Consider the following 19,308-nt stretch of genomic DNA (forward strand, 5'->3'; position numbering starts at 1 on the left):
TGCGAATCAACCACCACCGGTTCAGGCGGAAGCCTTCGGCACGGCCGCTTCTGCTTCCCGCCGCGCCCGCGCAATCAGGGCCCGGACAGTATCCGACGGCTGTGCGCCGCACTTGAGCCAGTAATCCACCCGCTCCAGGTTGATCACCAGCTTTTCAGGGTCGGTCAGTGGATCACGATAGCCAAGGGCTTCGATAAAACCGCCATCCCGCTTCGAGCGTTTTTCGGCCACGACGATTCGATAAAAGGGCCGCCGATGCGTACCACGGCGCGTCAAGCGTATCGAAAGCACGGCTGATTTCCTCCCAACAGTCTTGAAAAAAGTTTATTTCCCAACACGCGCTGGCAGCCGCAGCCGCCACAGCACCAACATCATTTCCGCTTCTTTTTCTTTTTCGGGGGCGTATGCTGCTTGCTCCGCTTGCCGCCCCCGAAACCGCCGCCAAACATGCCACCACCACGTGGACCGGCCGGGAGCATCCCCCCCAGCCCGCCGCCCAAACCACCTCCGAACAGTCCACCCAGTCCCCCGAAAAGCCCGCCGCGTGTCATCTGCTGCATCATACGGCGCATGATGGAAAATTCCTTGAGCAGTTCCTCGACCTGACGTACCGAAGTCCCGCTTCCTCTGGCCACGCGCCGCCGCCGGGAAGCGCTGGCTGCCAGCAGGGTATGGTCTTCCCGCTCCTGCTTCGTCATCGAGTTGATGATGGCTTCTGTTTCCTTGAGTTTCCGCTGCATCATCTGGGTTTGCTGGGGCGTCAGCCGCAGGTTCAGCCCCGGTAGCAATCCATCAGGCAGCATCCCCAGCAGTTTGTCGAGCGAACCGAGCTTGCCGACCTGGCGCAACTGGGCGCGGTAATCTTCCAGCGTGAAGCGGTTTTCCAGCATCCGCTGCTGAAGGCGCAGCGCCTCGGCTTCGTCCACCTCCTGCTGCACCTTCTCGATGAGCGACAGAACATCGCCCATGCCCAGGATGCGCTGTGCAATGCGGTCAGGATAAAAGGGTTCGAGAGCGTCGTACTTTTCGCCTACCCCGACGAATTTGATGGGCTGGCCCGTCATGCTCCGAATGGAGAGCGCCGCCCCGCCGCGTGCATCGCCGTCCATTTTCGACAGGATGACGCCGGTCAGCCCGATGCGCTCGTGAAACTCGGTGGCACTGCGTACGGCGTCCTGCCCGATCATGGCATCGGCCACAAAAAGCGTCTCGACGGGATGGAGTTCGGCCTTGAGCTGGGCAAGTTCCACCATCAACTCGTCGTCAATGTGCAGCCGGCCGGCGGTATCCACCAGCAGCGTATCGAAGCCGCGCAGTTGGGCTTCCCGGTACGCCGCCCGTGCCAGCTTGAAAGGATCATCGGTCGTGGGGTCTTCATAGACCGGAATGCCGATGGCCTTGCCGATGACGGACAACTGATCGCGCGCTGCCGGGCGATACACGTCCACGGAGACGAGAAGCGGATGGCGCTTGCGTTGCTGTGCCAGAAAGCGTGCCAGCTTGCCGGTTGAAGTCGTCTTGCCTGACCCCTGAAGCCCGACCATCAGGATGACATTCGGCGTCTGGGAGGTAAACGCCAGGTCAGAGGCAGCGCCACCGCCCAGCAGTTCCACCATTTCGTCGAAAACAATCTTGACAACCTGCTGTGCCGGCGAAAGGGCTTGCCAGACCTCCTGACCCAGGGCTTTTTCCCTGACCCGCTCGACAAACTGCTTGACCACCCCATAGTTGACATCCGCTTCAAGCAAAGCAATGCGGATGTCTGTCATGGCGGCGTTGATATGCGCTTCCGTGAGTTTGCTCTCGCCACGAAGCGTCTTGAGCGTCTTTTTCAGCTTTTCCGAAAGCGCCTCAAACATCGGTCATCCTCCCGCACCCCATTTTCCCGCGTTTTATGGGGTGACATCCGGCAGACAGTCGGGGGCCATGCTCCCACAAAGGAAAGCGTTGAGCATAGCGACCGGCAGAAAACACGTCAAGCGTGATGCCAACCGCTCGCCACTCGCCTCCCAACCGGACTAGGCCATTTCCGGTCCAGCCGCTACACTTGCTTTCCCCCTGGCGATGGACGAACCCATCCCCTTGCAGTCGCTGCCGGCGTCAGAAGCCGGGCGGCTTCTGTGACATCCATGGCAGACCTGCTCTCATCCGCCCGCCTTGGACTGGCCCTGAGCGGTGGCGGCCCGCGCGGACTGGCCCATATCGGCGTCATCAAGGCGCTCGACGCCTACGGTCTCAAACCTGACTTCATCGCTGGAACCAGCGCTGGCAGCATCGTCGGCGCTATGCTGGCCGCTGGCATGAACTGGCGTGAAATGCGCGCCATCGCTGCTTCCATTTTCTGGCCGGAACTCTTTGACGGCAAAAACCTGGAACGTTTCTGCGCGCAACACCTGCCAGCCACCTTTGCCGAGCTGCGGTATCCCTTCGTGGCCATTGCCGGCGAGTGGCCCTCGCGGCGGATGGTCATCCTGCGGGAAGGTGACCTGCCGAGTGCCATCAGCGCCAGTTGCGCGCTGCCGGGCGTACGCCGGCCGGTCCAGCGCGACGGGCTTTCCCTGCTCGACGGCGGCATTGCCTGTCCGCTTCCGGCGGAACCGGTCCGTGACATGGGCGCCACTTATGTCATCGCTTCGGATGTCCTTGGGATTTCTTCCGTCCTGCGCGCCGTCGGTGTCGAGCCAACGACACCAACCGTCCGCCGGTTTTTTCCCCATCACTACCGGCAGGCGCTGGACGCAGCCGACATCCTGATTTCGCCGGCCATTCCACTCGTCGGGATGCTGCCCGTCGGTCGCGGACTCGATGCCGTCATCGCCGCTGGCGAAGCCGCAACCTATGCCGTTCTCGACCGCCAACGGCAACTGCGGCTTCAGCAAACGGCCTGAAGTGGCGGCCCTTGCCCCTGCTTCTCTCCGCCATCCACATCCGGCGCTTACAGATGTTTTTCAATGAAGGCCAGCATGCGCCCGTAGAGGTGTTTGACCCGGTAGGGCGTGACCACCCCGTGGCGGGATTGCGGATAGGGCAGGAACTCAAAGGGACGGTCGGCTTTGTGCAGGGCATCGATGAGCTGCACGGAGTTGCGCGGATGCACATTGTCATCCATCAGCCCGTGAACGAGCAGCAACGGCCCGTGGAGGTGCCGGGCGGCAGCCACGACGGAACTTCGTTCGTAGCCTTCCGGGTTATCCTGCGGCAGCTTCATGTAGCGTTCCGTGTAAATTGAGTCGTAGTTGCGCCAATCCGTGACCGGCGCACCGGCAATGCCACACTTGAACACCGTGCTGTGTGTAAGGGCGTAGGCTGTGATGTAGCCCCCGTAGCTCCACCCCCACAGACCGATCCGGTTGCCATCCACATAAGGGAGCGTCTTCAGATAGGCCACCCCATCTTCCAGGTCGCGCAGTTCCAGTTCACCAAGCCGCCCGTAAATCGGCGCCATTGACCGCATCCCTTTGCCGCTGGCCGAACGGTTGTCACATATCCAGACCAGGTAGCCCCGCTGCGCCAGCAACTGGTGCCAGAGCATGCGCTGTCCGCCCCACCGGTCCACGACCGACTGCGCCCCCGGGCCGCTGTAGGCATAGCACCAGACCGGATATTTCTTCTGCGGATCGAAATCCGGCGGACGCAGCAGCATGGCTTCCATTACGAAGCCATCGCGGGTTTTGACCTGCTGAAAGTCAGGACGCGCCAGGCCGTACTCGGCGGCCAGCGCCCGCGCCTCGGCGTTATCGGCGATGATGCGCACCAGCTTGCCGTCAGCCTGGTGGAGCGTGATTTGCGGCGGCGTCGTGACTGTGCTCGACACATCGAAGTACGCCGTACAGGTCGCATTGAACTCCGCCGCATGGGTTCCTTCGGTCTGGCTCAGGCGGGTCAGCCCTGTGCCGTCCAGTTGGATGCGGTACAGGTGATTGGCAATCGGTGAGTGTGCCGCAGCGGCAAAATACACTTGCCCGTTGGCGACGCCATACAACTCACGCACATCCCACTCGCCCTGTGTCACCGCCCGCAGGCGTTTCCCGTCCGCCGCGTGGTGGTAGAGATGCCGAAAGCCGGTCTGATCGCTCTGCCAAAGAAACGACCCATCCGGGAGAAAAGTGGGTAGCTCGACCACTTCCACCCACGCCGTCGCACTCTCTTCCCGCAGCAGCCGCTCCGGCGCCGCCGGGCGTGGCAGTGGCGGCATGCTTTCCAGCATCAGTACCGTCGTTGTGTTGAGATCAAGCCGTGTCTGGCGTCGGTTCTGTACCTCGAACAACAGCGTGTTGGGCTGCTGAGGATGCCATCCGACGCGGGTGACGATCCGATCATCGGCCGGATACGCCTGCAAGCTGACTTCAGCAGTCTCGCCCTCACAGGTGGCCACGTGCAGCGACACCAGCGGGTTCGGATCGCCGGCCTGTGGGTAGTGCGTCCGCTCCACGCGCTGCCGAAAGGGTACGTCATCGGTCAGGACGTGGACGGGCACCGCCGTATCATCCAACCGCAGGTAGGCCAGCAACGTCCCCGTCGCATTCCACCAGTAGCCCCGGCGCTTCCCACGCCCATAGACTTCTTCTTCATACACCCAGTCGAGGATGCCGTTGAACACACTGCTTGAGCCGTCCTGTGTCAGCCGGCGTTCGGCCGGCGGCGTGGCGGTCAGGTCAAGCAGATACAGATCGTTGTCCCGTACAAAACTGACGCGCCGGCCGTCGGGACTGAAGTCATATTCCTCTTCGGCCGCACCGGGTGATGTGGTGAGCCGCTGGGCACGGTCGGTCGTGAAGTCGTAGAGATACAGGTCATTGTCGGCACTGAGCAGCACGCGGCGGAAAGCAGCATCGAAAATGGCTCCCCGGAGTGTAGCTGCCGTGCGACTGTCATCCGCCGCCATGCCGGCGGCTTCCAGGGCGGACTGCATCCGCGCCGGGTCGTGGAAGGGTGTCCGTTTGCCGGTCAGCGCCTCGACCTGCACCACTTCGTACTGGCGCGTCTGGGCATTGACCTCAAAGGACAGGTACTGCTTCCCGTCGGGCAACCAGACGAGACGCGGCAGATTGCCGGAAAAATTCACCCGCTGGACGGGATCGAACAGGGCTTCCAGGGTGAGTCGCTTTGTGGACTTGTCTGCCGTCCGGCTGTTCACAGCCACACGCGACACGGCCGGTGTCGCCGCAACCAGAAGGGCTGCACCAAGGAGTGCCAGCCGGGCCGCCGACCATCGAAAATATGTCATGCCAGTGTTTCTCCAGTGATTTGACGCCATTTGCCAACCTGCCATGTTCGGCCATGGCGAATGCCATGTCCAGTCACCAGCGCCATGCGACAGTGGGTGCCGAGCTGTCTCCGGCGGCTTGGCCAACGGTGGCGGCTTCCGGCACACTGCGCCGCATGATTGTCGCCAAGCAGCTCGTCAAGGTGTATCGTGACCGCAAGCGTGGCGAAGTGCGTGCCGTGGATGGCATCAGTTTCACGGTTCGTCCCGGAGAGATTTTCGGGCTTCTGGGCGCCAACGGCGCCGGGAAAACCACGACGCTGCGTATGCTCGGCACGCTGCTACAACCCACCGACGGCACGGCCTATGTAGCCGGTTTCGATGTGCGGCTCGAACCGGAAAACGTCCGCGCCAACATCGGCTTTCTTTCGACGACGACGGCGCTGTACGGCCGCCTGACCGTCCGGGAAATGGTGGAATACTTCGGACGCCTCCACGGCCTTGACGAAACGACCCTGCGCCGGCGCATTGACGAGATTTTCACCACGCTGGATATGCACGACTTTGCCAAAGCACGCTGCGACACCCTCTCGACCGGGCAGAAGCAGCGGACTTCGATTGCCCGCTCGATCATTCACGAACCGTCCGTCATGATTTTCGACGAACCGACGACCGGCCTCGACGTGATGACCTCACGGACAATTGTCGGTTTCATCCGGCGCTGCCGGGACGAAGGGCGCACAGTCATTTTCTCGACCCACGTCATGAGCGAAGCCGAACGGCTCTGCGACCGCATCGGGATTGTTCACGCCGGGCGGCTCGTGGCCACGGGTACGCTGGCGGAACTGCGGCAACAAACCGGGGCCACGTTCCTGGAAGAGGTGTTTTTACGGCTGGTTGCGCCTGACCAGCCAGACCTATGAACCCATTAGTCGCCCGGACGAACGGCGACACAACCCCGCACAAGACGCACCATGCCCAACGATCTGCCTGCCGTCTCCCGCCCCCCGGATGTGTCCCCCCGGCCGCGGTCGCGTCCCGTATGGCGACGCCTCTGGTTCATCTATGAGAAGGAAATGCGTGAAACCCTGCGCGACAAGCGGGTGCTGTTCGGCGTTTTCATCTCACCGCTGCTCATCACGCCGCTGCTGCTGGTGGTCATTGGCTACTTTGCTAACCGGAAGGCAGCGGAAGAAAGGGCGGAAGTCCTGACGATTGCGGTTGTGGGGGCACCTGCAATGCTCCAGGAAGCCTTGGCGCGGACGCCTTCAATTTCACTGCTGCTGGTTGAAGCTGCCCAGGAGGCCGATGCCCTGATTGCCCAGCGCAAGGCACGGGCGGCGCTCATTGCCCCACCGGAGGCTGAACAGGCATTGGCCAACAACCAGACGCTGGCGCTCGAACTTGTCTTCGACCCCTCCAACGAAAAATCCATCGCGGCCATGCGGCGGGTGCAGGACGCGCTGGAGGAGTTCAACCGCGCGACGACCGGCGAACGTCTGAAGCGGCTCAACCTGGACCCGTCGCTCGTGACGCCGACCACCCTGACCAAACGCAGTGTCGCTTCGGACAAAAACATCGGCGGTCTCATTCTGGGGGCGCTGCTGCCTTACCTCATCGTCCTGACGGCGGCTTTTGGCGGAATGACGAGTGCCTTTGATCTGGGCGCCGGCGAAAAAGAACGTGGGACGATGGAAACGCTGCTGGTGTCACCGGCGACCCGTACCGAGATCATTCTGGGCAAGACCCTGACCATCGTGACCGTCAGTTTTGCCTCGGCCCTGTTTACCATCATTGGACTGGTTGGCTCGTTTGCCATCGGGTTGAGTTACTTTGCGCAGCTTACACAGGGCAAAATTGCCATTTCCTACACGGCGGTTGCCGTCATGACACTGGTGACGCTCCCGCTCACGCTGCTGACTTCGTCGCTGCTGATGATCCTTTCGGCCTTTGCGCGCAACCAGAAAGAGGCGCAGTCCTATTCGCTGCCTTTCGTCATGGTTGTCATTCTGCCGGCCCTGGTGTCGTTGTTCGTCGGGGACGAAAACCCGCTGGGGATGAGCCTCATCCCGCTGCTCAACTGTGCTCTGGCCATCAAGCAATCCCTGGCCGGCTCACTGACCGTCGGATTCTTCGGGCTGACCCTGCTTTCGTCGGCCGTGTATGCCACGCTGGCCATTGCCGTGTGCACGGCGCTTTTCAATCGGGAGGAAATTCTGTTCCGCTCCTAGTGTCAGATATCCAGGTACCCATGGAAGCCTGGGTTGGGCAGACGAAGTCCATACATGCTTTACCTGTGGACGATACGCGAAGGATACCTAGTATGCAGCTAGCCTTTTCTATGTTCGCTGATTTTTTTACGGATCGTGGCACGGCAAAAACGCTTGCACGTCCGTCAGCATATCGCGGCCTTTACGCTTTTCACAAATACTGGGGGAAGAAACCCTCTGAACCAGTGCGTTATCTCATTCAGAATGTTTCCCCTAAACACGGACTAGTGGTCGATCCCTTTCTGGGATCAGGCGTTTCAGCAGTAGAAGCACTTCAGTTGAAACGCCGCTTTATAGGAGTGGATATCAATCCTGTAGCTGTCAGAATTGCGCGGCTGCTTGTCTCGCCCCCCTCGGTAAATGTCATAAAAGAAGCCTTTGCACGAGTTGCTTCGCATGTCAGGGATGCAATAATCGAGACTTACACAACGGCGCGAAAGAAGACAGCCACGCACTACATCTGGCGTAATGGTACCATGGAAATGGTGTGGCTAACGAGCGGAGAGAAGAGAGGTCGAGTAGAGCTACCACCTGACAAGCATGATTTGGCTCTCTCGGAGTGCTTTGCAGCATATCAGCCGCAACGCTTGCGGGAGCCACGATTCTTCACAAACTCCCGCATCAATTCATCCCCTTCACTTACACTAAAAGACCTGTTCACGGGCCGAGCGCTTCGCAACATCGAGTTGCTGTTGGCGGTAATTGATGACCTGCCAGAGGTGATGCAAGAACCGATGCGACTTTCACTTACAGCGGCCATCGGTCAGATGAGCAAGATGGTCTTTGCCATCACTAGCCGAGGCAAAACTACTGGCGCAAGCAGTAGTCGAATGGAGGTTGGCTCGTGGGTCATTGGCTATTGGCGGCCAGAGCAGCATTTTGAGGTCAATGTCTGGAATTGCTTCGAGCGCCGGGTACAGAAGCTCATCAAGGCGGTCGCTGAGTCCGAATCGGCTCGCGTCTCAGCCAAGGAAGGCACGCTTTCGGCAGTCTGCACTGGTTATACTGACTATGCGCTGCTGGCGGGAGACTGTCTGGCATTGCTCCCACAGATTCCTGACAAATCGGTTGACTTGCTCATAACCGATCCACCGCACAGTGACCGAATTCCATATCTTGAACTGTCAGAAATCTGGAACGTGATCCTCGGCGAAGAACCGTCATTTGAATTAGAAATCGTGGTGTCAAATGCCAAGGAACGCGCAAAAACACTGCACGGCTACAATCAGGCGATGTCGCAGTTTCTGGAAATTGTGAGTCACAAGCTGAGTAGCAGCGGGTTCCTTGTGTTGTTCTTCAACGCACGCACCAAGGAAAGCTGGAAGTTTCTGAACAACTTTGTGGTCAGAGCAAATGAGGCAGACATAGCGTATTGCGGTTGCTTCCCGCTGATCTATTCAGCAGCATCGGTCGTACAGGATAACCGGGAAGGAGCATTACGTACGGACTACGGGCTGGTGTTTGCCCGTACAGTGAACGCGGCTTACCCACTCGCCGATATTCCCGGATGGATGTTTACTCTGCCCACACCAAAAGAGTAATGATACCGCTGACTTTCGAACAAGCTGACGCTCTGTTCCGTCAAGACAAGTTGAACCAGCTCGTTGCTGATCCTGATGGCCGGCGTTTTCTAAAGCTGCGCTCCATGAGCCGCCCCGAGTACCTCGAATGCCTCTTCAAATCGGCAGGCATAGAACGACCGAACATCGGCTCACGCCAACTTTTTGCTACCGCATTCAGCGCTGAAATCAGTGTTGCCACGATTGAGACGTGTATCCGAGAAATCTACCGCGAAGAGCGCGAGCGGCGTCTTGCCAACGAAGCGGAGCTGGTAAACCAGCTTTACCGGGTTCAGGAGTTTAATTGGGGCGGCCTTCACCAGAACAGTCTGGAAAAGACGATCGTAGATAATTACGTGAAGAAAATCACTAACTATGAGGTTCTTTGTCAGCACATTGAGAACGAGCTGCTCACGAGTATGCGGAGCTATGTGATCTGCTCTTGGTATAACCATTGGACATCTATCATCATCGAAGACATCTTCAAAGTTCATAAAAATGTGCTGCCTGCAGTGGGATTGGTGAAGAAGATTGATTTCTTCGTCCACGATACACCGTTCGATTTGAAGGTAACATATTTACCTGAAGGCTACCTCTCCCGGAAGCGCAAGGTTGCAAGACAACGGCCGGAACTAACGCTGTTGAAACAAGCGGCACGGGAGAACGGCATCCCCATCGCCGCTGATTTGGCTGATGCCGCCTTACTCCAAGACCTGTGGACCAAAGTATCGGATCACCCATCCAGTACGTGCAAGGAACTGGTCGCGGAGCTTCAGAATTTTCGTAATGAACTGGTCGCCGAGATCGAACAAGACCCAACGGACGTCATTCGCTGGCTCTACGAGAATCAAGGAGAACGTCGGTTTGATGCGTCGAATAGGCTGTTCCTTCTACTTGTTGATCAGCGGAACTACTTCGATTCGTGGAAACTGAAACGGGCAAAGCCCCTTATGGAGAAAAAGATCAACGCTTACTTGAATAGCTGTGGAAACAGTCCCGGGCAACGGATTGAGTTCGATTGGAAAGGCGAGCGCTATTCGACCGTCTCAGACGTGATAGTTGTTCGTCACGATTTAGCCCAACAACGGTAGATAGCGGACGGCGCTCCGCGCTGCCCGCTGATGCTGAGCGCTGGGCTGGCGGGGTATGCTGCAAAGCCAAAGCCTTTTGCGGCGTGGGCCAGTTGTAACAGGCACGAGGCACTAGCATTTGTGGGCGGCTCCGTGCAACATGGGCGACTGACACGAAAACTGCGCGGCCGCCCACATCACCAGCCGGTGCTGAACACGGCCCGCTGCTCCAGCATCACCTTTGTCCACAGTTGTTGGCCCCAAGGAAATCCCCATGAAGATTGACCATCTTGGCATTGCCGTCGAATCCATCGAGCAGGCGCTGGCTTTCTACCGTACGGCGCTGGGACTGGAACTGACCCACACCGAAGTCGTCGCCGAACAGGGTGTCAAAGTGGCGATGCTTCCGGTCGGTGAAAGCCGCCTGGAACTTCTGGAGCCGACAGGTTCCGATACGCCCGTCGGGAAGTTTCTGGCCAAGCGCGGCGGCGGCATCCACCACATCTGCCTTGGCGTGGATGACCTGGAAGCTGTCCTGAGCCGCCTCAAGGCGCAGGGTATCCCGCTCATTGACGACAAGCCACGGGTTGGGGCCGAAGGGTGTCTCGTGGCCTTTGTCCATCCCAAAGGCACGGGTGGGGTACTGGTCGAACTGTCCCAAAAGCAGCCACAATCACTATCTTCCACGGAAGAAACTTCATCGGCCGCCACCCATACAGTTTAGCTGGCCTGGCCGGGGTTGGCGCAGCGACTGCCGCTGCCAACCAACCGGCCTGGCTGAGGAATGACATCGTTTTATGAAAAAATCACTCATCATCTTTACCGTCGTGTGCTTTCTGGCCACCGGCGCACTGGTTGCCCAAAACTACCTGACCAAACCCCAGCCTCCCCTGACCCTCACGACCGACGACATCAACGCCTTTCTGACCGAACTTCCAGACGCCAACCTGGAAGGACTGCGCTCCGACCCCAAAGGCAAGGAACTCTTCCGCCAGCAGATTGCCCGCTCCCTGGCCATCGTGGTGGAAGCCGAGCAGCGTGGACTGTTCCAGAAGCCCGAAATCAAGAGCCAGCTTGACATTGCCTACGCGCAAATTGTCGGTGAACTGTGGAAGCGCCGCCCCGAAGCTCAGGAAAAACCCATCACCCCACAAGACGTTGCTGCCTTTTACCGGGAAAAACCCACGGCCTTTGAAGATTTCCTGGCGCAGAACCCACAGTACCGCCAGGCGCCCAAAATGGATGAGCTGAAGGAAAAGTACGGTGAGTTCCAGGTGGCCCGGATGCGTGGTGAGGCAGCCGGCATCAACAAGACACCGACGTTCCAGCTTCAACTGCGCCTCGCGCAGGCCCAGATCGTTGGCAACGACATCATCACCAAGCTCCAGGAAGCCGCCAATCCCACGGATGAGGAAATCGAAGCCTACTACAAAGCGCATCCAGAAGAGTTCGAGGAATACAAAGCCAGCCACATTCTGATTTCCACTCTGCAACCGCCCACGGGCCCTGACGGCAAGCCGACTTCCAAAAAACCTCTCACTGAAGAGGAAGCGCAGGCCAAGGCCGAAAAACTCATCAAGGAGCTTCAGGCCGGGGCTGATTTCGCCAAGCTGGCCGAACAGCACTCCGATGATCCCGGCTCGAAGAAACAGGGTGGCGATCTGGGCTACTTCCGCGAAGGCACGATGGTGCAGCCCTTCTTTGAGGGGGTGAAGGCGCTCCAGGTGGGCGCATTCTCCACCACCCCCGTCAAGACCCAGTACGGCTACCACATCATCAAGCTGCTGGATAAACGCACCAAAACCATTGACGAGCCACTCAAGCGCGAAATCACCGAGAAGCTCCGGCAGCGCAAGGTTGAAGCCAAGCTCGATGAGCTGGTCACGCGCTACGGCATTGTTGTTCCCGCAGATTTCACGATTCCCCCGGCGCCAACGTCATAGCCCCCGCACTTGTAAACCCGCGCGATTTCAGGCCGGCTTGTTAGCCATAAGCTTCTTCCGGCCACCGTCTGAAACCTACGGCAAGGAGGCAGCCCCGATGCAATTCACCGAAGAACATCAGCTTTTCCGCAAGACGCTCCGCGACTTCATTGAAAAGGAAATCAACCCATACGTTGACCAGTGGGAAAAGGACGGGATATGGCCCGCCCATGAGGTACTCAAGAAAATGGGCGACCTCGATTTTCTGGGCGTGAACTATCCACCTGAGTATGGCGGCCTCGGTCTGGACTACTGGTACAACGTCATCCGGGCCGAAGAACTCGGCCGGATTCCCTGCGGCGGCGTACCAATGGGCATCACCGTGCATACGGACATGTGTACGCCGGCGCTGGCTGAGTTTGGCTCCCACGAACTCAAAAAGCGCTTCCTGGAACCTGCCATTCGCGGCACGCAGTTGGGCGCCATTGCGGTCTCCGAACCTGATGCTGGCTCGGATGTCGCCCGCATCCGCACCCGTGCGGAATCCGACGGCGACTACTATGTGATTACCGGCAACAAGATGTGGATTACCAACGGCACCCAGGCGGACTGGGTTTGCCTCCTGGCGCGAACCTCACCCGGTGAATCGTATGAGGGTATGTCGCTCATCATGGTGCCGACCGACACGCCGGGTTTTATCGTCAGCCGCAAGATTGAAAAACTGGGCAACTGGTCTTCCGACACGGCCGAACTGGCCTTTGAAGGTGTCCGGGTTCCCAAGTCTTTCCGCATCGGTGAGGAAGGGCAGGGGTTCAAACTCCAGATGCAGCAGTTCCAGAAAGAGCGCCTCATTGCCGCTGTGACGTGCTACTCCGGGGCGGAACGCATTGTCAACCTGACGAAGAACTACCTCAAAACCCGCAAGACCTTCGGCAAGCCGCTCATTGACAACCAGTACATCCAGTTCCGCCTGGCTGAAGTTGTCACGGAAATCGAATGCCTGCGCCAGCTCTGCTACTACTGCACGGAGAAGCTCATTGCCGGACAGGATATGACCCGCGAAGCCTCGATGGCCAAGCTCAAGGGCGGGCAGCTCGTGCGCCTCGTCGCCGATGTCTGCCTCCAGTTCCACGGCGGCATGGGTTATACCGAAGAATACCCACTGGCACGTTACTACCGTGATTCGCGGCTGTTCCCGATTGGCGGCGGTGCGGACGAAATCATGATGGGCATCATTGCCAAGTACGAAGGCTTCTACAGCGAGCGTCCACGTCCCGCGACGAAAGCGGCGACGGCTTCCTGAGCCGTGGACAGAATCCCAACGCCCTGACACAAAAGCGGGGTGGCTTCGATTGAAGCCACCCCGCTTGCTTTTCTGCACTCAGGCGTCTTCGGATGCCGGGACTAGCCGCGATAATCAGGCAGGATGACGTTGCGATCCACTGCGGCCGGATTCTGTATCCAGTCCTGCATCCGGCGTGCAACTTCAGGATTGCCGTTCGGGCCAAAGTAGTTCAGGTGCTGGGGAATGCCAAACCCATCCCGGACGAAGTTGAAGAAGTCGATCACATTCCCGCGCCCAAAGGCATCGCGGTTGGCACCGAAGTACTGGCTGACGATGTCGCTCCGGTGGGCGATGGAAGTGACGTTGACAGCCGCCGGAAAGTCATTCGCGTTGGCTGCGCCACCCAGCGTCATGACCTGCACGCGGGCAAGCATCTGGTTGGCCGTAGCAGAACCATGCCGCCGCACAAGTTCCTGTTCGACCATGCGGAGCGCCTCGGCGCTGATGGCAGCCCCCTGGCTGTAGCCAATGACGCGCACCGGTTCGTTCGGATAGTTGGCAAGCTGCGACAAGATCATATTTGCCTGCGTCTGGGCCGCTGGTGGGTTCTGGAGCGCATTCCGTTTGACCCAGTCGGCCGTCGCCGGATTGACCGTGGCTTCTGCCAGATACCGTGTCGTCCGACCGAGGATGAAGGCTTCCCGGTTGGCAGGGCTGATGATGTTCATGGCCACCCGTACTGCCAGCGGCAGGTTGTTGTAGTCAGCTTCGGCGCGCGCCCGCGCCTGGCGGGTGTGGTGTGCCAGAGACACCCCGGCGGCCACGGCTGGGTCGGAGTTGTTATAGACCATCTCGACCGGTCGCCCAGTCATCCGGGACATTTCCTGAGCAAGGCTCGTTGCGCCTGCAAAGGGGGTGCTGATGCCGTTGACGACAATGACCGGCGGCCCAGCGTTGGGATTGACGCCCGGCGCCGTCACCCGAAAGGCTGCGCCGTTGAGGTGGCTATCCGCGGACAGGGGTGACACCCGTGGTGGCGCAGCCGGGTTGGGGCGCGCGCCAGTGATAGGCCCGGTTGGGAAAATCCGGGTGGGCGTCGCCGTCGCGGCCGAGGCCGCCAAGATTTGTCCCTTGCGGAGTGTACCGGCGGTCTGAAGTTCGCCCAAGCGGGTCGTGTTGGCCGGCGTGGTGGCCGCAGTGACTGGTGTTGCTGGCGGTTTGCGCGGGGTGGAGACCTTCGGTTGTACCGCTGGGGTGAGCGAAGCTGGCCGCTGGGATTGAATCCGGTTCGTCATAGGGGCAGGTTCCTCGGCAAGACCACCTGGAACTTGACCAGGGGGAAGTCGGTATGTCGTATTTGCTCAGGTTATCGGAGCTGGGCCGGGGTTGTTGCGTCCGAAAGGCCAGATTGTTTCAGAGAGGTTGCCCCAACAGAACCTCAGCGCCGGTACTGGCGGAGGTTCTCTGCCAGCTTTCGATAATCTTCAGTCTGTGGGTCGAGCTGAGCCGCGTATTCGGCGGCTTCGGCAGCTTCGTCGTACTTCCGCTCTGAGAAAGCCACCACAGCCAGTTGATAGTAAGCCAATGCCCGTGCCTGATCCTTCCTGAAGGCATTGTCCCGCAACAGCTTCGCCACCTGTTCCCGCGCCAGGGCGTACTGTTGCCGGTCAATCAGCAAGGTCGCCAAGGTGAGCCGGGGATACACTTCCAGACTTTTCCGGGTTGCCGTGGATAACGCCCACCGTGCTTCCATTTCAGCTTCGTTTGACCGCGCCGCAAACCTGCGTTTGTCGGAAAAGTACTGTTCAGCGTAGATTTGTGCCAGGCCAGCATGGGCGTAGCTGGCATACTCCGGTTCAGGATCAAGTTCCAGGCAGCGTTTCAGGCTGGCAATGGCTTCTGCCAGCTTTCTCTGGCGGTACTGCAATACGCCTAAGTTTTGGTAAGCCGGCCCATAGTCCGGGTGGGAGCGCAGCACTCCATAAACGAGGTCTTCTGATTCTACGAAGTGTTCCTGCTCAAACAGGATTTCTGCCTTCTCGATGCGCAGTTCGGGGGAGGTCGGACTTACCGCCAGGGCTTCGTCCACCACGTGCAGCGCCGACTCATAGTCCCCACTTTCCCGCAACGCACGGGATTGTTCCAGGATGGACACCAATGCTTTGTCAGGCTGCCGGCCCTTTTGACGCGGTGCCGGGGCTCCACTGACCGGCTCCGTGCCCGGCTCTGACGAGCTTGTGCTCACGTACGCCAAAAAGACGGCAACAATGACCAGCGTCAACAACACACCCCCTGCTGCGGCCACCAGTCCAACAATGAGCCAGATATTGGTCTTTGCCTTGCCAGATGCCGGAACAGAAGCGGGGGAGGCAGACAGCAGCGCCGACGGCAGCGGGGCAGAAGCCACTGGTGCTACCGGCGGGGGGAGCGAACCCGGTTGTAGGACTGTGGCTGGCGTGGACGGCAAACCCGGTGCTGAACCGGGAGTTGCAGGTGGATAAAAGCCTGCGCCAGAGTATGGGTGTGGTGTCAGTGGCGGCGAAGATGGCGGGTGCTGCACGACAGTCGGCAGCGGTGCAGGTGAAGCACCAAGGGCGGCCGGCGAACGGAGTTGTTCGTCACGCGAGGATGGCTGTGCTGTCACTGGCGACGACGCACTGGCGGTTGAAGCCTTTCCTTCCTGCTGCCGGGTTTGGACACTACCTGCCCGTGAAGCAGCGACCGCTTGAGCGTTCTCCGCAACCAGTAATGCCTTTTCAAGTTCGGCGGCAAAGGCTCCGGCCGAAGCCGGCCGCTCGGCCGGCTGGCGTGCCAGTGCCTGCCTCACAACCTCCTCAATAACGGCCGGAACAGTCACTTGGGGAGCGGCGACGGACATCGGACGGGGCGGCTCCGACAGCCGGGCGACCATCTGGGCCTGCATCGAATCCCCGGCAAAGGCCCGGGCGCCGGTCAGCATTTCGTAGGCGACAAGCGCCAGAGAATACACATCCGAACGGGCGTCCAGCGGGCTGCCCATCACCTGCTCGGGCGACATGTAGTGCGGCGTCCCGACCACAAAGCCGACCTGGGTCATCGGCACAACGCTTTCCTGTCCGCCAACGGCCTTGGCAATCCCAAAGTCCACGACCTTCACCCGGTCGCCTTCCATGACCATGATGTTGTCGGGCTTGAGATCACGGTGAATGACGCCCAAGTGATGGGCCGCATCCAGAGCCGAAGCCACCTGGCGGATGATGTTCACCACCCGCGCCAGCGGAAGAGGTCCTTCCCGCTGCAGCAGCTTCGTCAGCGACTGTCCCTGGATGTATTCCATCGCCAGGAACGTCACGCCGGATTCCGTCTGTCCAAAATCGTGGATGACGACGGCGTTCGGATGGTTGATGCTGGCCGCCAGCTTGGCCTCACGCAAAAAACGGCGTCCGGCATCGGTACCGGCCGCCTCCGGGCGCAGGACTTTCACGGCATCAATCCGCCCCAGGGTGCGATGACGCGCTGCATAGACGCTCCCCATGCCGCCTTCGCCCAGCTTGGACAGAATTTCATACCGCCCGGCCAACACCTGCCCAATGAAGGGATCATCCGGGGCAGCCGTCACTGAAACCAGAGTTGCGCCATCGTGTGGACAAAACTGGGCATTGTCCGGGTACTCGGTCCCACAGGTTGGGCAGCGTTTCATCGGTCGTCGGGGCCTCGCCTGAAAACATCGTGCTCACGGATGGCACGGGCGCGACACCCGACCACCCGGCTGCATCTACAGATCAGGCACGAAGTTTACCCGAAGAAGACACGTGCTGTCTCATACAGTTCATCATCCAGACGTTTGATGCAGGAAACGGCCTGTTCAATCGGCACGGAAACCATACGCATGCCCTGAAGCGCCGCCATACAGCCAAACTCGCTGGCGCGCACCATGTCCACGGCCTTGACACCCAACCGGGTTGCCAGCAAACGGTCATAAGCCGTCGGCACACCGCCACGCTGCGTGTAGCCCAGCACCGTCACCCGCGTTTCGATGCCTGTCAGTTCCTCAATCTTCCGCGCCAGCAGGTGCCCGATGCCTCCCAGGCGGGTGTGCTGAAAGACACGTTCCTTTTCTTCGGGCGTGAGAAAGTCCTCGTCGGGATGCGGATGGGCATCCTCGGCCACAACGATGATGGAAAAAAACCGCCCCAGCGACTTCCGGTGATTGAGAATCTGGCACACCTCGCTGATCCGAAACGGATGCTCCGGGACGAGGATGATGTCGGCGCCGCCAGCAATCCCGGCCCCGGCCGCAATCCATCCGGCATGGCGTCCCATGACTTCAACTACCATGACGCGGTCGTGGGATTCCGCCGTGGTGTGCAGCCGGTCAATGGCCTCGGTCGCCACGGACAGCGCTGTATCGAAACCGAAGGTCATGTCCGTCCCGCACAGATCGTTGTCAATCGTCTTTGGTACGCCAACAATCGGATACCCATACCGGCGGTGCATCTCCAGCGCAGCGCTGAGGGTGCCTTCGCCGCCGATAACCACCAGCGCATCGAGTTCGTACTTGCGCCAGTTGGCGCGTATCCGTTCGGCGACCTCGTCAGTTTCCAGGGGATTAACCCGCGACGTGCCGAGAATCGTCCCGCCCCGGGGCAGGATGCCCGAAATGGAATACCGGGTCAGCGGCTCAACCCTCCCGTGAATGAGACCGTTCCATCCCTGATGAATGCCCAGCACCCGTATCCCGTACTGCATGGCGCGACGGACAACGGCACGCAGCGCGGCATTGAGTCCGGGGGCATCCCCACCACCGGTCAATACACCCAACGTACGAACTTCCATGACGCTCCCTTTCCCTGTTCATCCCGAAGTTGCCAGGCGCAGAGGACACCCAGGCCGGCATCCCGCCACACACGCCGTCACTATAGCAAAGCACGAGGGGCATTTCGTTTCACCAGCGTGACATTTCGCACATTTGATCCCATGCCACGGCCGTCCAGGGACGGTCACACACCCGTCGGCAGCCGGTGCGGCCAACCATTGCCCCACAGCACCATCAGATGCGGCGCAGCGCCTGTTCCCAACGGTGCAGGGTGCTGAGCAGCAACAGCGTGATCGGCGGAAACAGCAGCCCGTCGTGGATGGCATCAAACACCGGGAACGGCGCGTTTGGACGCCGGTTGACCAGCGTCCCCAGCCAGTACCCCATCACCAGCGCCGAAGCGTAACCGGCCAGAAGCAGACCAACGACGGCACTGCGGCTGAAGGGCTGCGCCGGGACGGAGGGCGCAGTCACGGAAAGCAGGGTCTGCCGGTAGGTGTAATGCTCCAGCATCACCCACAGCCGCCGTCCCAGAAACCACAGACTGAACAGGCACGCACCCCACAGGATGAGTCGTACAAAAAGATCATCCGGCCCCAACAGCAGGGAGGGCTGAACGGCCGTGGCCGCCAGCGTGGAAAACCAGCCCACGACGACAAACAGCACGGCTTCCGCCCGAAACGCAGCCTCCCGGCGCTCGGCTTCGAGCATGTCATTGATGATGCTTTCGATGCGAATCTTGTAGGCCCGCGCCCGCGCCGCCCGCCGCCGCCGGCTTTCACGCGGATGTGGCGGAGGCGGCGCCACCGACTCGCCCCGGTCATACCGCGCCCGCAACTCCGGGTTGCCCAGCACCCGGTAGGCCGCCGTGATGTCCGCAAAGCGCGCGGCCGCATCCGGCAACTGGCTTACGTCGGGATGATACAACCGCGCCAGCCGGCGAAAAGCAGACCGGATTTCATCCGGCGAAGCCTCACGGGACACGCCCAGGGTTGCGTAGAAGTCCCCCATAACGCCACATGCGAGCCACAGGTGAATTTTGGGTTCGATACGGGCGAATCCTAGCGCAACCGGATGGCATCGGCCGACAGCTTTGCACCTGGCACGCATCACGGTTTTCCACCCGGCCGTTTCGCCTTTTTCCAACCATCCAGTACACTGAAGATGTACCCGTCACCGGCCCTTACGCCTGCCGGACGCC

At 60.0% G+C, this 19,308-nt stretch carries 15 protein-coding genes; 8 read left to right on the plus strand and 7 right to left on the minus strand.

All coding sequences use genetic code 11. The features are described 5' to 3' along the window. Positions 1-21: 21 nt before the first annotated feature. Positions 22-291: a 30S ribosomal protein S16 gene (gene rpsP / locus CABTHER_RS09215; protein WP_041569185.1), complete on the minus strand. Its 270-nt coding sequence runs from the start codon at positions 289-291 to the stop codon at positions 22-24. Between the two features lie 80 nt (positions 292-371). After that, the gene (gene ffh, locus CABTHER_RS09220; RefSeq protein WP_014100363.1) at positions 372-1,859 is read right to left on the minus strand and encodes a signal recognition particle protein; all 1,488 of its coding nucleotides are present in this window, start codon (positions 1,857-1,859) and stop codon (positions 372-374) included. A gap of 270 nt (positions 1,860-2,129) precedes the next feature. On the opposite strand from ffh, the gene CABTHER_RS09225 reads away from it, so the two are divergent. Beyond that, the gene (locus tag CABTHER_RS09225; protein ID WP_014100364.1) at positions 2,130-2,888 is read left to right on the plus strand and encodes a patatin-like phospholipase family protein; all 759 of its coding nucleotides are present in this window, start codon (positions 2,130-2,132) and stop codon (positions 2,886-2,888) included. A 47-nt stretch (positions 2,889-2,935) separates the two neighbouring features. Here CABTHER_RS09225 and CABTHER_RS09230 read toward each other — a convergent pair whose 3' ends face one another. Next, entirely contained in the window at positions 2,936-5,227 is a 2,292-nt protein-coding gene (locus CABTHER_RS09230) for a S9 family peptidase (protein ID WP_014100365.1), read from the minus strand. Between CABTHER_RS09230 and CABTHER_RS09235 the strand changes: the two genes are divergently transcribed. The 7 genes from CABTHER_RS09235 (at position 5,221) to CABTHER_RS09265 (ending at position 13,330) form a co-directional block, all read left to right on the plus strand. Then, on the plus strand, positions 5,221-6,129 hold the full coding sequence (locus CABTHER_RS09235) for an ABC transporter ATP-binding protein (protein WP_335334118.1): 909 nt from the start codon (positions 5,221-5,223) through the stop codon (positions 6,127-6,129). The two genes, CABTHER_RS09230 and CABTHER_RS09235, sit on opposite strands and share 7 nt — an antisense overlap. A gap of 51 nt (positions 6,130-6,180) precedes the next feature. After that, positions 6,181-7,437 (plus strand): ABC transporter permease, encoded by a 1,257-nt coding sequence (locus CABTHER_RS09240; RefSeq protein WP_014100367.1) that lies wholly within the window; start codon positions 6,181-6,183, stop codon positions 7,435-7,437. 20 nt (positions 7,438-7,457) lie between these two features. Continuing rightward, entirely contained in the window at positions 7,458-9,017 is a 1,560-nt protein-coding gene (locus CABTHER_RS16675) for a DNA methyltransferase (protein WP_148264009.1), read from the plus strand. Next, a complete protein-coding gene (locus tag CABTHER_RS09250; RefSeq protein WP_014100369.1) occupies positions 9,017-10,126 on the plus strand; it encodes a hypothetical protein in 1,110 nt (369 codons plus the stop codon). Before CABTHER_RS16675 ends, CABTHER_RS09250 begins: the two co-directional genes overlap by 1 nt. A 253-nt stretch (positions 10,127-10,379) precedes the next feature. Next, entirely contained in the window at positions 10,380-10,829 is a 450-nt protein-coding gene (gene mce / locus CABTHER_RS09255; RefSeq protein ID WP_014100370.1) for a methylmalonyl-CoA epimerase, read from the plus strand. A gap of 73 nt (positions 10,830-10,902) precedes the next feature. Next, complete coding sequence (locus tag CABTHER_RS09260) at positions 10,903-12,048, plus strand: peptidylprolyl isomerase (protein WP_014100371.1); 1,146 nt, start codon at positions 10,903-10,905, stop codon at positions 12,046-12,048. A gap of 97 nt (positions 12,049-12,145) precedes the next feature. After that, a complete protein-coding gene (locus tag CABTHER_RS09265) occupies positions 12,146-13,330 on the plus strand; it encodes an acyl-CoA dehydrogenase family protein (RefSeq protein ID WP_014100372.1) in 1,185 nt (394 codons plus the stop codon). A gap of 101 nt (positions 13,331-13,431) precedes the next feature. On the opposite strand, the gene CABTHER_RS09270 is transcribed toward CABTHER_RS09265, so the two are convergent. The 4 genes from CABTHER_RS09270 to CABTHER_RS17800 form a co-directional block, all read right to left on the minus strand. Next, positions 13,432-14,607 carry a lipase family protein gene (locus CABTHER_RS09270; RefSeq protein ID WP_014100373.1) on the minus strand — a complete coding sequence of 392 codons (1,176 nt, stop codon included), beginning with the start codon at positions 14,605-14,607 and terminating at the stop codon, positions 13,432-13,434. Between the two features lie 143 nt (positions 14,608-14,750). After that, a complete protein-coding gene (locus CABTHER_RS15900; RefSeq protein WP_014100374.1) occupies positions 14,751-16,991 on the minus strand; it encodes a protein kinase domain-containing protein in 2,241 nt (746 codons plus the stop codon). Positions 16,992-17,086: 95 nt separating this feature from the next. Continuing rightward, positions 17,087-18,127 (minus strand): 6-phosphofructokinase, encoded by a 1,041-nt coding sequence (locus CABTHER_RS09280; RefSeq protein WP_014100375.1) that lies wholly within the window; start codon positions 18,125-18,127, stop codon positions 17,087-17,089. A 214-nt stretch (positions 18,128-18,341) separates the two neighbouring features. After that, entirely contained in the window at positions 18,342-19,217 is an 876-nt protein-coding gene (locus CABTHER_RS17800; protein WP_407060094.1) for a J domain-containing protein, read from the minus strand. Between the last annotated feature and the right edge of the window lie 91 nt (positions 19,218-19,308).

This window comes from Chloracidobacterium thermophilum B, from assembly GCF_000226295.1.
GTDB lineage: Bacteria > Acidobacteriota > Blastocatellia > Chloracidobacteriales > Chloracidobacteriaceae > Chloracidobacterium > Chloracidobacterium thermophilum.

What these genes read in the sequence shown, in the direction of transcription:
- ffh (WP_014100363.1), bottom strand. Translation starts at nt 1,859, where the DNA reads ATGTTTGAGGCGCTTTCGGAAAAGCTGAAAAAGACGCTCAAGACGCTT.
- CABTHER_RS09225 (WP_014100364.1), top strand. Translation starts at nt 2,130, where the DNA reads ATGGCAGACCTGCTCTCATCCGCCCGCCTTGGACTGGCCCTGAGCGGT.
- CABTHER_RS09235 (WP_335334118.1), top strand. Translation starts at nt 5,221, where the DNA reads ATGTCATGCCAGTGTTTCTCCAGTGATTTGACGCCATTTGCCAACCTG.
- CABTHER_RS09230 (WP_014100365.1), bottom strand. Translation starts at nt 5,227, where the DNA reads ATGACATATTTTCGATGGTCGGCGGCCCGGCTGGCACTCCTTGGTGCA.
- CABTHER_RS09240 (WP_014100367.1), top strand. Translation starts at nt 6,181, where the DNA reads ATGCCCAACGATCTGCCTGCCGTCTCCCGCCCCCCGGATGTGTCCCCC.
- CABTHER_RS16675 (WP_148264009.1), top strand. Translation starts at nt 7,458, where the DNA reads ATGGAAGCCTGGGTTGGGCAGACGAAGTCCATACATGCTTTACCTGTG.
- CABTHER_RS09250 (WP_014100369.1), top strand. Translation starts at nt 9,017, where the DNA reads ATGATACCGCTGACTTTCGAACAAGCTGACGCTCTGTTCCGTCAAGAC.
- mce (WP_014100370.1), top strand. Translation starts at nt 10,380, where the DNA reads ATGAAGATTGACCATCTTGGCATTGCCGTCGAATCCATCGAGCAGGCG.
- CABTHER_RS09260 (WP_014100371.1), top strand. Translation starts at nt 10,903, where the DNA reads ATGAAAAAATCACTCATCATCTTTACCGTCGTGTGCTTTCTGGCCACC.
- CABTHER_RS09265 (WP_014100372.1), top strand. Translation starts at nt 12,146, where the DNA reads ATGCAATTCACCGAAGAACATCAGCTTTTCCGCAAGACGCTCCGCGAC.
- CABTHER_RS09270 (WP_014100373.1), bottom strand. Translation starts at nt 14,607, where the DNA reads ATGACGAACCGGATTCAATCCCAGCGGCCAGCTTCGCTCACCCCAGCG.
- CABTHER_RS15900 (WP_014100374.1), bottom strand. Translation starts at nt 16,991, where the DNA reads ATGAAACGCTGCCCAACCTGTGGGACCGAGTACCCGGACAATGCCCAG.
- CABTHER_RS09280 (WP_014100375.1), bottom strand. Translation starts at nt 18,127, where the DNA reads ATGGAAGTTCGTACGTTGGGTGTATTGACCGGTGGTGGGGATGCCCCC.
- CABTHER_RS17800 (WP_407060094.1), bottom strand. Translation starts at nt 19,217, where the DNA reads ATGCGTGCCAGGTGCAAAGCTGTCGGCCGATGCCATCCGGTTGCGCTA.